At 57.5% G+C, this 12,621-nt stretch carries 15 protein-coding genes and 1 riboswitch; of the genes, 6 read left to right on the top strand and 9 right to left on the bottom strand.

Going from position 1 to position 12,621, the window contains the following annotated elements:
* Positions 1-275 precede the first annotated feature (275 nt).
* Both ACVW0B_RS04125 and psbM read left to right on the top strand, forming a co-directional pair.
* Positions 276-572 (top strand): 2Fe-2S iron-sulfur cluster-binding protein, encoded by a 297-nt coding sequence (locus tag ACVW0B_RS04125; protein ID WP_414350488.1) that lies wholly within the window; start codon positions 276-278, stop codon positions 570-572.
* Between the two features lie 86 nt (positions 573-658).
* Positions 659-766 (top strand): photosystem II reaction center protein PsbM, encoded by a 108-nt coding sequence (psbM, locus tag ACVW0B_RS04120; protein ID WP_071818137.1) that lies wholly within the window; start codon positions 659-661, stop codon positions 764-766.
* Positions 767-895: 129 nt separating this feature from the next.
* On the opposite strand, the gene ACVW0B_RS04115 is transcribed toward psbM, so the two are convergent.
* From ACVW0B_RS04115 to tnpA, 5 genes are all read right to left on the bottom strand, one after another.
* The gene (locus ACVW0B_RS04115) at positions 896-1,282 is read right to left on the bottom strand and encodes a VOC family protein (RefSeq protein ID WP_414389068.1); all 387 of its coding nucleotides are present in this window, start codon (positions 1,280-1,282) and stop codon (positions 896-898) included.
* 210 nt (positions 1,283-1,492) lie between these two features.
* On the bottom strand, positions 1,493-2,860 hold the full coding sequence (gene thiC, locus ACVW0B_RS04110) for a phosphomethylpyrimidine synthase ThiC (protein ID WP_457491015.1): 1,368 nt from the start codon (positions 2,858-2,860) through the stop codon (positions 1,493-1,495).
* A 5-nt stretch (positions 2,861-2,865) separates the two neighbouring features.
* Positions 2,866-2,966, bottom strand: a riboswitch (TPP riboswitch).
* A 112-nt stretch (positions 2,967-3,078) separates the two neighbouring features.
* A complete protein-coding gene (locus tag ACVW0B_RS04105; protein ID WP_457491014.1) occupies positions 3,079-3,816 on the bottom strand; it encodes a DUF1995 family protein in 738 nt (245 codons plus the stop codon).
* Between the two features lie 45 nt (positions 3,817-3,861).
* Positions 3,862-4,326: a GUN4 domain-containing protein gene (locus tag ACVW0B_RS04100; RefSeq protein ID WP_457491013.1), complete on the bottom strand. Its 465-nt coding sequence runs from the start codon at positions 4,324-4,326 to the stop codon at positions 3,862-3,864.
* A gap of 34 nt (positions 4,327-4,360) precedes the next feature.
* Positions 4,361-4,822, bottom strand: coding sequence for an IS200/IS605 family transposase (gene tnpA, locus ACVW0B_RS04095; protein ID WP_457440533.1), 462 nt, complete (start codon positions 4,820-4,822; stop codon positions 4,361-4,363).
* 80 nt (positions 4,823-4,902) lie between these two features.
* Between tnpA and ACVW0B_RS04090 the strand changes: the two genes are divergently transcribed.
* On the top strand, positions 4,903-6,147 hold the full coding sequence (locus ACVW0B_RS04090) for an RNA-guided endonuclease InsQ/TnpB family protein (protein ID WP_457491012.1): 1,245 nt from the start codon (positions 4,903-4,905) through the stop codon (positions 6,145-6,147).
* A gap of 35 nt (positions 6,148-6,182) precedes the next feature.
* Here the strand turns inward: ACVW0B_RS04090 and ACVW0B_RS04085 are convergent, their stop codons facing one another.
* The 3 genes from ACVW0B_RS04085 to ACVW0B_RS04075 all read right to left on the bottom strand — a co-directional run bounded on the left by ACVW0B_RS04085 (position 6,183) and on the right by ACVW0B_RS04075 (position 9,585).
* The gene (locus ACVW0B_RS04085; RefSeq protein WP_414343588.1) at positions 6,183-6,710 is read right to left on the bottom strand and encodes a hypothetical protein; all 528 of its coding nucleotides are present in this window, start codon (positions 6,708-6,710) and stop codon (positions 6,183-6,185) included.
* Positions 6,711-7,066: 356 nt separating this feature from the next.
* Positions 7,067-9,019 carry a bifunctional metallophosphatase/5'-nucleotidase gene (locus tag ACVW0B_RS04080; RefSeq protein ID WP_457491047.1) on the bottom strand — a complete coding sequence of 651 codons (1,953 nt, stop codon included), beginning with the start codon at positions 9,017-9,019 and terminating at the stop codon, positions 7,067-7,069.
* Positions 9,020-9,231: 212 nt separating this feature from the next.
* A complete protein-coding gene (locus ACVW0B_RS04075; protein WP_414329999.1) occupies positions 9,232-9,585 on the bottom strand; it encodes an MGMT family protein in 354 nt (117 codons plus the stop codon).
* 62 nt (positions 9,586-9,647) lie between these two features.
* On the opposite strand from ACVW0B_RS04075, the gene ACVW0B_RS04070 reads away from it, so the two are divergent.
* From ACVW0B_RS04070 to ndk, 3 genes are all read left to right on the top strand, one after another.
* A complete protein-coding gene (locus ACVW0B_RS04070) occupies positions 9,648-10,160 on the top strand; it encodes a hypothetical protein (protein ID WP_011431939.1) in 513 nt (170 codons plus the stop codon).
* A 49-nt stretch (positions 10,161-10,209) separates the two neighbouring features.
* Positions 10,210-10,881 carry a HupE/UreJ family protein gene (locus ACVW0B_RS04065; RefSeq protein ID WP_011431938.1) on the top strand — a complete coding sequence of 224 codons (672 nt, stop codon included), beginning with the start codon at positions 10,210-10,212 and terminating at the stop codon, positions 10,879-10,881.
* A gap of 87 nt (positions 10,882-10,968) precedes the next feature.
* The gene (gene ndk / locus ACVW0B_RS04060; protein WP_457489881.1) at positions 10,969-11,418 is read left to right on the top strand and encodes a nucleoside-diphosphate kinase; all 450 of its coding nucleotides are present in this window, start codon (positions 10,969-10,971) and stop codon (positions 11,416-11,418) included.
* Positions 11,419-11,548: 130 nt separating this feature from the next.
* Here ndk and darG read toward each other — a convergent pair whose 3' ends face one another.
* Positions 11,549-12,619 (bottom strand): type II toxin-antitoxin system antitoxin DNA ADP-ribosyl glycohydrolase DarG, encoded by a 1,071-nt coding sequence (darG, locus tag ACVW0B_RS04055; protein WP_457489882.1) that lies wholly within the window; start codon positions 12,617-12,619, stop codon positions 11,549-11,551.
* Positions 12,620-12,621: the final 2 nt, after the last annotated feature.

Genomic DNA, 12,621 nt, shown 5'->3' with positions numbered 1-12,621 from the left:
CAGTTTCTTCAGAGTCGAGGGGTGCCGCACCCGCTTGAACCCCTGAGCGCACCCAAGAGGATATCGCTCTCAGAATTTCCATCGCGGGCATCAAACAGTATAACGAAACGCTACCGACCTGAGTGGCTTCAGGCAGGATGCCGTCTCACTTTAGGCATCATCTTCCCAGATCTCTCGCCAGAGATTAAAAATATGACTTAAAATGTTACAATACTTAGCAACTGTGAGCGCTCTCCTGGCTCAGTCTGAAAGGTGTCGTGGTTTCTGGCAGGGGTATGGCAACGATCCGCTTCGTCAACGAGAACCGAGAGATCTTCGTCGCTGAAGGCGCTAACCTGCGCCTGAAGGCTCTGGAAAACCAGATCGATCTCTACAAAATGATGGCCAAGCTGCTCAACTGCGGCGGCAACGGCCAATGTGGCACCTGTGTGGTGGAGATTGTCGAGGGATCCGAGCATCTCTCCCCTCGCACCGAGGCGGAAAACCGCAAGCTCAAGCGCAAGCCCGATAGCTACCGCCTTGCCTGCCAGACCAAAGTGCTGGGGGATGTTTCCGTCAAAACAAAGCCCTAGCCTTGGCCCGCCTGTTTTCCCTTTGGGCAAGTCGCACCTCAGAGTGGTATGCTGACTGCCAGTTGGGCTTGTGGCATTTGTGAGTTATGGAGACGAACTACCTGGGCATCTTGGCCACCCTCTTAGTTGTTCTGGTGCCCGCCATCTTCCTGGTGATTTTGTACGTGCAAACCTCCAGCAGATCTGGCGACTGACCGGGCAACTCCCACTGGCTCAAGTCGGGTAAATGCTGGTCAAAAGGGGGGATCCCCTGTGTAGGAGGGGATCCCTTCGTCTTTTGTCGTCTAGGCTGGGCGAATTAAGGGTATTTGGAGCTCTATCGGTCAAGCTGTTGCTTGAGCTGACCTAGCCCTGTCGAAAGTCCCCGCAGGCTCATACAAAAACTCAAACAGGTTGCCGTCGGGATCCTTGCCATAGAAAGAGGCAGTGCCATCCCGGTGGCTGTGGATTTCCCCCACCAGGATCCCTTGGGATTTCAGGCGCTGGTGCTCTTGCCGAAGCTCCTCCAGGTTGTCGAAGACAAAGCCAAAGTGGGGCCCTGCTGCGCGATAGCCCGGCCCCAGCAGTGCCAGCCCATCCTCTCCCGCCTTCATGTAGGCCCAGTCGGGATCCTGCCAGACGTTGACCATGCCCAGCTTTTGGTAGAACTCCACCGCCTTGGGGATGTCTTCTACCCGGATGGCGACATGCCCGAGTTGTCTAAGTGCCATGTCATCCTCTGTGCTCAAGTGAGCCAACTGCAATGGTTCTTCTACAGATCAGCTTGACACACTCCCCGCCGCAAAGGGCAGGGATCCCTGCGGTAGGACAGAACTTTAGACCCAACTTTTTGACAGCTCGAGGCTGGGATCCCAACCCAGCCCATAGGCAAGACAGACGATGGCCTTTTTCAAGCCTTCAGGGCAGGGATGGGCCAAGGCTTACCCTGTTGGCTGCGCGGCCAAGAACTGCTCCAGCTCACTCAAAGCCTCTGCATCCATTTTGGTTTGCATGGGGCAAAACTTTGGCCCACACATGGAGCAGAACTCTGCCGTTTTGTAGATATCTGCTGGCAAGGTCTCGTCGTGATATTCTCGAGCTCGCTCCGGATCCAAAGACAGTTCAAATTGTCGGTTCCAGTCGAAGTTATAGCGAGCTCTGGACATCTCATCATCGCGATCCCTGGCCCCAGGCCGGTGACGGGCAATGTCGGCAGCATGGGCGGCAATTTTGTAGGCAATTAAGCCGTTGCGCACGTCCTCTGCATTGGGCAAACCCAGGTGCTCTTTGGGGGTGACATAGCAAAGCATGGCTGCCCCGTACCAACCGGCTAAGGCTGCTCCAATGGCGGAGCTGATGTGGTCATAGCCTGCCGCAATATCGGTTACCAGAGGTCCCAAAACATAGAAGGGAGCCTCATCGCACTCTTCCATTTGCTTGCGCACGTTGAATTCAATTTGATCCATCGGCACGTGGCCGGGCCCTTCCACCATGACCTGCACATCGTGCTCCCAAGCCATGCGGGTCAACTGGCCCAGGGTTTTCAACTCCGCCAGTTGTGCTTCATCAGAAGCATCGTGCAAGCATCCCGGTCGCAAAGAATCTCCCAAACTGAAAGAAACATCGTATTTCTTGAAAATCTCGATAATGTCGCGGAAGTGGGTATAAAGCGGGTTTTGTTTGTGGTGGGCCAACATCCAACGGGCCAGGATCCCACCCCCACGAGAAACAATTCCCGTCAGGCGGTGGCGTACCAACGGAAGATATTCGATCAGGATCCCGGCATGGATGGTCATGTAGTCCACCCCTTGCTGGGCCTGCTTTTCGATAATATGCAAGATATCTTCTGCCGAGAGTTTTTCGACATTGCCATGCACACTTTCTAGGGCTTGGTAGATGGGCACCGTACCAACCGGCACCGGAGAAGCTTGGATAATGGCTGTGCGAATTTCATCCAAATCGCCCCCGCCGGTGGACAGATCCATAACGGTATCGGCGCCGTATTTGATGGCCAATTTTAGCTTTTCCAGCTCTTCGGCCAAGCCGGAAGAAGTAGGGGAAGCGCCAATGTTGGCATTGACTTTGCACCGGGAAGCGATCCCAATGCACATCGGCTCGAGGTTGGTGTGATTGATGTTGGCAGGGATGATCATGCGACCCCGGGCCACTTCCGAGCGGATCAGTTCCGGCGGCAGGTTTTCCCGCTGGGCCACATACTCCATCTCTTCGGTAATCACGCCCTGACGGGCAAAGTGCATCTGCGTTACATTTGCTTGCCCACGGCGACGGGCAACCCATTCGCTGCGCATGTTGTCAACTCCAGTGCTCGCTTTCCTACGCTGGTATGAACCAGATCAGGTTCTGAGGATGTAATCTCAGCCTGGGGATAATCCCCAGACACTCCTAGCGTGGTGTGATCATATCACCGAAATAGAGATGAGGCGGGGAGCTTTATAGTCTTTATTAAAAGAGTTTGAGATAGTACTAACTCTCACCCCTGGCCTCTCTCCCCATGAGATCCTGACCCTCACAGGGATCCCAGCCAGCGCCGCCAGCTCCACCAGGGAGCCTTTCCCTTGCTGGCCCTGAACAGTTCGGCCACTTCCTCGCCGGTGGGCTGGGCAATAAAAGTCTTCAAGACGCTGTAGAGGCCGGGCTCTTCCTGCTGCCACACGCTCCAGGGATCCGGATAGGCGCGAAACAGGGCTCCCTCCACCAATGAGCGCAGGTAGTAGCTGGTCTCAAAGGTGCTCAGAAACCGCTGGCGCAGACGGCGACCGGCCAGACCCACACCCACGGTGGCGGCATCCTGCAATTGGGGGTTGAGCAGCACGACGGGTTTGGGATCCCGTCCTTTGGAAGCCAGCCCAGAGGGATCCCCACCGCTGACCGCTTGGCAAACCCGCTCCACCTGATCCAAGCTGTAAACCGCTGGCATCACCAGCAGGAGGCTCTGTTCTGGGGTAGGTTGAGTCCGGGAAGTCAGGCTCTGCAATTCGATCCCTTCGGGTAGGGATCCCCATTCCCGCTGCGCCAGAGCCGCTCCGCCGGCATCGCTAAATAGCACCAAAGCCGGTGGCTGCACAAGTTCCAAAAAAGGGCGAGCCAAAACCTCCGGCTTCAGGTCGGGGGCGAGGATCTCGATCAGCAGGCGGCGATACCCCGCTTGCATGGCCAAGCGAGTTGCCCGAATGGCTTGTTCGCAGGCTTGGGCCAGATCGACGGGCAGGTCGGGAAATTGAGTCAGTTGCAGTTGCTCCGCCACAGCTCAGATCCAAATCAGATCCAACAAGGTTCAAGAAACGGTTGCCTAGCCTGACGAGTCTTCCCAAGCCTTGTGGGTGAGCAATTCCTCCAGCACCCGCACGCCCCGCAGTTGATTGGAGAGGGGTAGGTGGCCTTTGGGGGCAGACAGATCCCAGGTAAACTCGTCGGGGTAGCGAGTCCAGTGGTAGCCCTGTTTCCAGCCGATGAGGGGCCAAAGGCGCTCCCAGTTGCGATTCACCCCCAACCACAATTGTCGCTGCACAGAGTAGCCAAAGCGATCCCCAGAGGCCACTCGCCACAGGTGATCGATCGTTCGCAAATCCTCCACCGGAATCCGGCTCACCTCAGAAAAATACAGCCAGCCCCGCCGCGCTGCCCCCTCTCCTGCCGCCCGACACAGCAGTTGTAAGCTCAGCCGATCCGCCTCTAGCCAGGATCCCGCCGATAACAACTCTTGCAGAGGACGATAGTCGATATTCAGGGCTGAAGTCAGAGGGACGGTCACCATTAGCCAAGTTGCAAAAGGTCTCCCTTGATTTTAGCTAGTCCGCCGAGAAGCCCCGCCCTCTGTCCGCAGGACGAGGGTCGGGATGAGAGGCGGGAGTTCCTTGGTTTTCAATGTACTGGCACAAAACCGAGACCGTCACCCCACCACATGAAGCGATGAAATAAGATTCATTCCACAGTACATTTTTCCGATATATCTTGCTGATGTAGTCCGCAAACTCGCTTCTCATCCTACGGCTAGAGACGGATTTAATGTTGTTTACCAACTTGGACAGATCTATCTGCGGATAGTACTGGAACAGCAGATGAATATGGTCTGCCTCGCCGTTAAACTCAATAAGTTTGCAGCCCCACTTTTGGCAGAGGTCATACATAACTTCATGCAATCGCTGCAACATTTCTCTAGTAAATACCTTGCGTCGGTACTTGGTGGTTAAGACCAAGTGTGCCTTCAAATCAGATACAGCTCTGCCGCTGGAAACAAAATCATGCTTCATGGCTGCTAATCCTTACTGGTGCTATAAGCTAATCCTTACTGGTGCTATAATCAGTGTAGCGGTTTCTAGGCACGCTTAAGATGAGGACTACTTATCAGTACCGCCTGCGGCCTACGCCCAGTCAAGTTGCTTTGATGAATCAATGGCTGGAGCTGTTGCGCAAGCAGTACAACTATCGGCTGGCAGAGCGGTTTAACTGGTGGGAGCAAAACCGCTGTGATATCAAAGCTTGCCCCTTAATCTGTCATTTGCCTGAACTGAAAGACAGGCCTGATTACTACTCCCAAAAACGGGATCTGGTGAATACCAAGGCAAGGTTCCCCGAATACCAAACAGTCCATGCGCAAGTCCTCCAAGATTGCATAGAGCGGGTGCACAAAGCATTCGACCGCTGGCTGAAAGGCGACCGTAACGGCAAGAGAGCGGGAAGGCCGAGATTCAAGGGAGTGGGCCGGTATCGCTCCTTCACCTTTCCCCAGATGAAGCAGGACTGCATTCGGGGAAAGTTCATCTATCTGCCCAAGATTGGAGCGGTCAAACTGATTCAACACCGCCCGTTGCCCGACGGTTTTGTCATCAAGACCGCTACCGTTACCCGCAAGGCAGACGGGTGGTATGTGACATTAAGCCTGCAAGATACGTCTGTCCCTGAGTTCACCCCTGACCTGCCAACACCGGAGAACACCATAGGGATCGACATGGGGTTGGACTCCTTCTTGATGACTGATACGGGGGAGTCCGTCCCAGTGCCCCAGTATTACCGCCGCGCCCAAAAGCGGCTGGAGAGGCTGCAGCGGTCGTTGTCTCGCAAACAGAAGGGGTCAAACCGCCGCAAGAAAGCCTTGAAGCGGGTGGCTAAGGCACACCTCAAGGTGGCCAATCAGCGTAGAGACTTCCACTACAAAGTAGCCAAAAAGCTGGTAAGCAAAGGAAAGCATATCGCGTATGAGGCGCTCAACATCAAGGGCATCGCTAGAACCCGACTAGCGAGATCTACCTATGATGCCGGTTGGGGGCAATTCCTGCGGGTTCTCGCGGTCAAGGCTGAAAGAGCTGGACTGCGTGTGATCGCAGTGGATCCAAACGGCACAAGCCAAGACTGTTCTCGGTGTGGCCAGAAGGTGCCGAAGGCCATCCGAGACCGATGGCACTCTTGCCCGCATTGTGGACTGGAACTGCACCGAGACCACAACGCGGCGATAAACATCAAATACAGAGCGGTGGGGCATCCCGTTCTTAAAGCTCAGGAAATGTCCTTCACAGGAGTCACTGAGAAGCCCGCACTCTCTCGCTTTAGCGGCGCGGAGCGCTTTGCGTCAGCATGAGTGCGGGAGTATGTCACTCCCTGCTGTCCGTCCCCTCAGGTTTCAGGCGGGTACTTGGGCGGATCCCCGAAGATGATGCGATAGCCGATGTACGCCACCCCCAACAGCCCCGCCAGGATCCACAGGAAAGCCGAGAAGGGTAGGCGGGAAAAGAAGACAAGATAAACCCGGCGACTGAGCCAAGAAAAAATCAGATAGACTGCCGCCAAAATGCCGATCCCTTGCAAGGTGCGAAAAGCCGGCACCCGCGAGAGAGGCATGCGCTGCCGCGCCACCCAGATGGAGCTAAGAAAAGTCCAGGGAGGCACCAGCAGCAAGAACATATCCGCCTGCTTCACCACCGCCTGCCAGCCGGCGGTGTTGGTGGCATAGGCCAAGTAGCCCGCCCAGAGGACAAGAGTTACCGCTCCCAAGCCGATACTTAAGCTGAGCAAAAAAGGCTCCTCCCATTGGCCTGGGATCCAGTCGCAGAGAACCCAAACCACCCAAGGGGTGGCAAAGAGCAAAAGCGCAATGGCTAAGCCATTGGCGTTGAGCTGGGTAAAAAACGTCTCCAGAGTCATGAACAGCAAAAGGAGCGAACGTCACCTTGATGGTAATGATTCCTCCTTGAGGAAGCAATTCAATCCGTATACAAATCCACCTATTGTGGGCAATGCCCGCAAGGTTTACAGCCCGCCTGGGCACCCTGGTAAACGTTGCCAAGTAACACCAGCAGGGATAGGAGTAGGAAAAAGAAAAGGGATCCTTGACGCTGGCCAGGGATCCCTTCCTGTAGTCTTTCCTAAAAAGCTCAAGACATTTTCTATGGCGTTGCTGAGGGAATTAACCCAAGCCACTCTCCCCTTTTGCAAGAAGTGAGTCTGGCATCGGAATCCCTACTCCTCCGGATCCATCCGCCTCAGTCCATTAACCCAATCTACAGCCCTTGCAGCACCGTATCGGGGCGGGCCGACAGATTCTGGATGCGGGTATCCTGGGCAGGCGGGGTGTCTGCTTGGGTGAACACGCCGATCTGCCGCAAATACCGAGCCAAGGCATCTTGCTCGCTGCCGGGGGTGTCGAAGGTAATGCCAGAGCTGGGGGCCAAGTTGACCCGGTTGGGGTTAGACAGGCGAGGGAAGGGATAGTCATCCCCACCATTGGCCAAGAAGTCCAGGGTCACCAGGCGGAAGGTGCGTCTGGGATCCCCTTGCACTTGGCCGTTGCGCACCACCACATCCCGACCTGTGGGCGTATCCACCCGCAAGGAGAGGACGCGGGATCCCGGTGGCCGCGAGGGATCAAAGCTAAAGGCAAAGCCGCCAATTTGGGGGAAACGGCCTGGCGTGGCTCCTGGCTGGGTTTGCGCCACCCCGTGTTCCACTATCTGCTTCAGTTCCTCAGCGGTAACAGTCAACAGAGAGAGGCCGTTGTTAAAAGCAAGGGCCGTTTCGATGTCCAGCTGAGAGATTTGACCGGACTGCTTGCCGGCCTCAGGGTTAGCCACCGGTGGGATCCGCTGCACCGGCTCACCGCCGCCACCACCAGCGGTAGCCCCAATGGGAGCGCGAATGCCGCCGCCATTTTTCAGGGAGATGACGGTGGAAGGATCGACCGTTCTGGCGTAGGCCAAGTTGGCATCGGCGGTGAGGTTACCCAGGTTGGTTTCCTCGGTGCGCACCTCTGCCCGCAGGCCGTTGAGAAATTGTGTGGTGGAGCCAAAGGTGCGGCCATCCTTGGTGCGGATGATGTTGCCGATCTCATTGGCCACCCGAACCACGTCAGGATTGGGGGTGCCCCTGACAGCTGCTACCCCTTGGTCGTCGGTGGCATAGGCACCGCTCACCGGATCGATGCGGGCAATAACCCCGTTGGCGTCAAAGCTGACCACCAGGCGGCCCACGTAGCGATAGTTGGAGCCGGTGTTGACCACCGCCACCGGTTGACCACTGGCGGAGGAGCGCAAGATGGGGTAGTCACCCGTGCGGGTATCGGGCAAATCAGTGCGCAGGCGATCGGTGGGCTTGGCAATTACCCGGTGGGATCCGCCGGCAATGATGATGTCCACATTTCGCAATTGGCTGGCCAGGGCTACCTCGTTTTGCAACTGTTGCAGATGGGCTAGGAGGATAATTTTGTTGATGCCCTGAGCGGTGAGTTGATCGACGAAGCCCTGGATTAGAGCGGCACTCACCTGGTCAGTATCGTCCACCCTGCCTTCTACCCTCACCTCGGGGCCGGGGCTAGAGATGGCCGCCAAACGGGTGGTGGTGGCTCCCACCAGACCGATCCGCTGCCCTCCTACCGTGATCACCGCCGTCTTGGCGATCTTGCCGCGGATAGAGCTGGCCTCTTGACCATCAGCAGCAAAGTCAGAGCTAGCCAATTCGCCGGTACCGCTGAAGCTGAGGTTGGCGCTCAAGTAGGGAAAACGAGCCCCAGCGTAGCCGCGGCCAGTGTCGGGCCGGATGAGGTCGCGAATTTGGCGCGTACCCTGGTCGAACTCGTGGTTGCCGAAGGCAGCCGCCTCAAAGCCAATGGCGTTGATGATCTCGATATCGGCTTTGCCAGGGGTGAGGTTGTAACGGCCTTGCAGAGACCGATCCGTGCTGGCGTTGTAGAAGGGGCTGGGAATATAGTTGTCCCCACTGGAGAGCACCACCGTGTTGGGAAATTGGGGGCGCAGAGCATTCACCACCGCCGAGAAGCGCGGCGCATCTTGTACGGCAGCGATCGAGGCTTCCAAGTCGCTGGCATGTAGGATTTGCAGGGTAAAAGCGGGCGGCTGAGTCGAGAGAGCCACATTGGGATCCGAGGCGATAAACCCAGCCCCTCCGCCGGTTGGGGGAACCGAGCTGCTGCTACCGCAGGCGCTGGCCAGGCTCAGCACCAAACACCACAACCCGACCCACAGGGACCTGGCCAGAGGGTTCAGCCAATCCGGGAGCCATCTCTTGGCAGGGGCAGACCCTCGAGCACGGCAAGCTGGTTTCATGACAATTCCTTCACTCCATCCGCAAGAGAGGACGCATCCGCGTTCACGTTACCAGGGGTGGGATGGGGGTTTCGTTATGGCCTGTCTAAGGTTAGGTCAAGCCTAGGTTAAACTTCCCCTGGATCCCAGCCAAATTGTTGCAAGTCCACCTGGCCCTCGGCGTCGAAGTGGATCCCTTCGGCTTGCAGCAGCGCTTTCTGCAGGTCGTCGTAGCCCAGGCGAAAAGGGGAGTAGGAAATGCAGCCCTGGGCGTTGATCACCCGGTGCCAAGGGATGTCGGTGTTTTGGCCTTGCAGGCGAAACAAAGCATAGCCCACCTGGCGAGCATAGCCGGGGTAACCGGCAACCCGCGCCACCTGCCCATAGGTGGCCACTCGGCCCGGCGGGATCCGCCGCACCACTTCGTAAAAGCGCTGGTAGAGGCTAGTAGATGGAGCGCTAGTGGAGCCAGACTGGGTCACAGGGATCCTCGCTCAAACTTGGCAGACAATTAAGATGTGGAACGGATTGGATCCCCGGGTCCATGAGCTATTTAATCGCGGTACTGCCGGATCGCATAGCCGCTGAGGCGGCCTACAGCGCCCTGGAACAAGCCGGCTTTTCCCTGGAGCGATTGCATCTGCTGGGGCGGGGCTACAAGAGTGCCGACGAGTTTGGGCTGATTGACCCGGCCCAAGCGGCCCGCCGTCAGATGCGGCGCCTGGCCATTTGGTTGGTGCCCTTTGGCTTTTTGGCCGGGGTGGGGTTCAGCGTTTTGAGTGGTTTGGATACCTTTGCCTGGGCGGGACCTATAGGCAACCACCTGATCGGCGGCCTATTGGGCGCGATGGGCGGGGCCATGGGCAGCTTTTTCGTCGGCGGCGGAGTGGGCTTGTCTGGTGGCTCCGGCGATGCTTTGGCTTACCGCAACCGCCTCGCTGCGGGCAAGTACGTGCTCATTGTGGAAGAAGAGAACGAAACCCGCCTCCGCGAAGCCACGCGGATTTTGCGCCAGTTTGAGCCGGAAAATCTGCAAGGGTACAGAGAGCGCCCCTAGACTGGGAGATCTGGGCAGCTATTGAGAGAACTCAGGGAGGTCCAAAAGCATGTCTTGGCTGTGGCAGCAAGTCCCATCGCCGCTTGGGCGGTGGCGGAAGGAAGGGATCCCCAGCTTTGCCGCTGCTGGGGGTGCACTGGCAGTTACGGGGTTTTTTTCGCCGGCTTTTGCCCACCACGCCCTGGGAGGGAAACTGCCTGCAACGGCCTGGGAGGGATTTCTCTCCGGGCTGGCTCACCCTGTCATTGGCTTGGATCACCTGGCCTTCGTCGTGGCCATCGGTCTTGTGGCGGCGGGGCAGCCCTGGCGCTATGGGATCCCGCTGGGCTTTGTGCTAGCGGGTCTGGTGGGCACTGGGATCCACCTGGCCGGCTGGGATCCCCTGGGACTGACGGAGCTGGCCATTGCCTCTTCCGTGGTTCTCTTCGGCTTGCTGCTGGTGCAACCGCGGCAGATCCCAAGTTGGCTCTTGCTAATAGGGGGATCCCTGGCGGGGCTATTCCATGGCTATGCCTACGCCGAAACCATTATCGGCGCCCAACCCATGCCTTGGGTGGGATATCTACTGGGGTTGAGCACCGTCCAGTATGGGGTAGCTCTCCTGGCCCTTTGGGCAGCAGAACGCTGGGGGTTGCGGATCCCTGGCTTAACTCGCTGGGCCGGCTGGGCGATTACAGTGGTGGGGGCTGCCTTCCTGACCTTGGCAGTGGTGGGCGCGTAAAAAGCGCTAATTTTGCTCCCTTGCGCTCGGGATCCCCGATCCGGTACAAGGATAGCGGTGAAGATCTGTAAAACGAGGGGAGATCCCATGGAGCGCACCTTTATTGCCATCAAGCCAGACGGCGTGCAGCGGGGGCTGGTGGGCACCATCATCCAGCGCCTGGAGAGCCGAGGCTACCAATTGGTGGGCCTGAAGCTGATGCAGGTGAGCCAAGAGCTGGCGGAAGCCCACTATGCCGAGCACAAAGAGCGCCCCTTCTTCCCCGGTTTGGTTCAGTTCATCACCTCTGGGCCGGTGGTGGCCATGGTTTGGGAAGGCAAAGGAGTGGTGGCAGCCGCCCGCAAGCTGATCGGCAAGACCAACCCCCTGGAGGCAGAACCGGGCACCATTCGCGGCGATTTTGGCATCGATATTGGCCGCAACCTCATTCACGGCTCCGATGGAGTTGAAACCGCGCAGCGGGAGATCGCCCTTTGGTTCGATGAGTCGGAATTGGTGAGCTGGACACCGGTTGCCCAAAGCTGGATTTATGAGTAAGTATGGCTATTGCAAATCGCCAACCTCATCTCCAACGGCAGTGCTATGATCCCCAGTTCTCCTCTGCCTTCGGCACAAAGGCTAGGAGCAAAGTCTGTGCAGCACTCCGGGGCAATATCTCAAACGGGCTTCAATTGGCTGTGAACTGCTGCCCTGGAAGCGCCTCGACCCACCCCTTCTCTGCCAAAACTTGAGCGGCAAGCAGGATTTGTTTCTTGCTGAATTGCCGTTTCCTTTCTGCCCAGGCGTGGAAACCCTCCACCAGCGCCTCCGCCGTGGCAGGGTGCTCCCGAGTCAAAATCCAGTGAGCAGTAGCGAGCAGTTCTAAACCGTACGGCGACTCAAAGCCCTCCACGAGGTCACTGACACGCTCAAAGCGTTCTCTCGTCTCTGGCTGATCGGCGAGATAGCTGTGGGCCTCCTCGATGGCGCCAGGCACCAGCTCCAGCTTCTTGTCTGGTCGGTCACTCCCCGATCCGTACCCAGAGATGTAGTAACCCTCGATTTCCTTAAGAACATGCCGCAGGTTCTCAGCGTAGGGGCCATAAACGCCCTTTGTAAACCTTAAGCGAAGGGGCTCCCCAGCTTCCTGCAGGAAGTACATCAGCTTGTGCAGCTCGAGCAGGGAAACGAAGGGAACCAGTAGGCCGTTGGTGTAACGTTCCATGAGGCCCACCAGCACCGCCCTTCCCGGAGTTAGGGTAGGAACCTGCCCACGGCGCATGCTCTTCGGCAAAGGCTGAACCTCAGTCGGCTCAAAAACAAGAATGCGCACATCTGGGAGCGTTGCCAGCGCCCACTCGATGCGGGAGCGAACATCCGGCCAACTGAGACCACCGAGGCCACAACCCAGGGGTGGCAGAGCAACCGAATGTAGGCCAAGACGCCTGATCTCTTCCACAAGGGACTGTAGCCCGGCCTCGATGTCCTCAATCCTCGACTTCCCCCGCCAGTGGCGCTTGGTGGGAAAATTGATGATATAGCGAGGATTAGTCAGCTTTCCCGTCTCGAAAACCAATAGTTTACCGGGCTGAACTTCCCCCCGTCGGCAAGCTGCCGCGTAGGCCTTGAAGTTCTCAGGCCAGGCCTTCTTAAACTGCAGGGCAATGCCACGGCCCATGGCGCCAACGCAGTTAACGGAATTGACCAGCGCCTCCGCATCCGCTTCCAAGATATCTCCGGCACGGTATTCAAGAACCATGG

The organism is Thermostichus sp. MS-CIW-23 (assembly GCF_054059455.1).
Note: the sequence above shows the minus strand (reverse complement) of the source record. Positions and strands in the feature narration are given on the sequence as shown.

Excerpts from the sequence above, each read along its gene's own strand:
- ACVW0B_RS04125 (WP_414350488.1), top strand. The coding sequence starts at position 276 with ATGGCAACGATCCGCTTCGTCAACGAGAACCGAGAGATCTTCGTCGCT.
- psbM (WP_071818137.1), top strand. The coding sequence starts at position 659 with ATGGAGACGAACTACCTGGGCATCTTGGCCACCCTCTTAGTTGTTCTG.
- ACVW0B_RS04115 (WP_414389068.1), bottom strand. The coding sequence starts at position 1,282 with ATGGCACTTAGACAACTCGGGCATGTCGCCATCCGGGTAGAAGACATC.
- thiC (WP_457491015.1), bottom strand. The coding sequence starts at position 2,860 with ATGCGCAGCGAATGGGTTGCCCGTCGCCGTGGGCAAGCAAATGTAACG.
- ACVW0B_RS04100 (WP_457491013.1), bottom strand. The coding sequence starts at position 4,326 with ATGGTGACCGTCCCTCTGACTTCAGCCCTGAATATCGACTATCGTCCT.
- tnpA (WP_457440533.1), bottom strand. The coding sequence starts at position 4,822 with ATGAAGCATGATTTTGTTTCCAGCGGCAGAGCTGTATCTGATTTGAAG.
- ACVW0B_RS04090 (WP_457491012.1), top strand. The coding sequence starts at position 4,903 with ATGAGGACTACTTATCAGTACCGCCTGCGGCCTACGCCCAGTCAAGTT.
- ACVW0B_RS04085 (WP_414343588.1), bottom strand. The coding sequence starts at position 6,710 with ATGACTCTGGAGACGTTTTTTACCCAGCTCAACGCCAATGGCTTAGCC.
- ACVW0B_RS04070 (WP_011431939.1), top strand. The coding sequence starts at position 9,648 with ATGAGCTATTTAATCGCGGTACTGCCGGATCGCATAGCCGCTGAGGCG.
- ACVW0B_RS04065 (WP_011431938.1), top strand. The coding sequence starts at position 10,210 with ATGTCTTGGCTGTGGCAGCAAGTCCCATCGCCGCTTGGGCGGTGGCGG.
- ndk (WP_457489881.1), top strand. The coding sequence starts at position 10,969 with ATGGAGCGCACCTTTATTGCCATCAAGCCAGACGGCGTGCAGCGGGGG.
- darG (WP_457489882.1), bottom strand. The coding sequence starts at position 12,619 with ATGGTTCTTGAATACCGTGCCGGAGATATCTTGGAAGCGGATGCGGAG.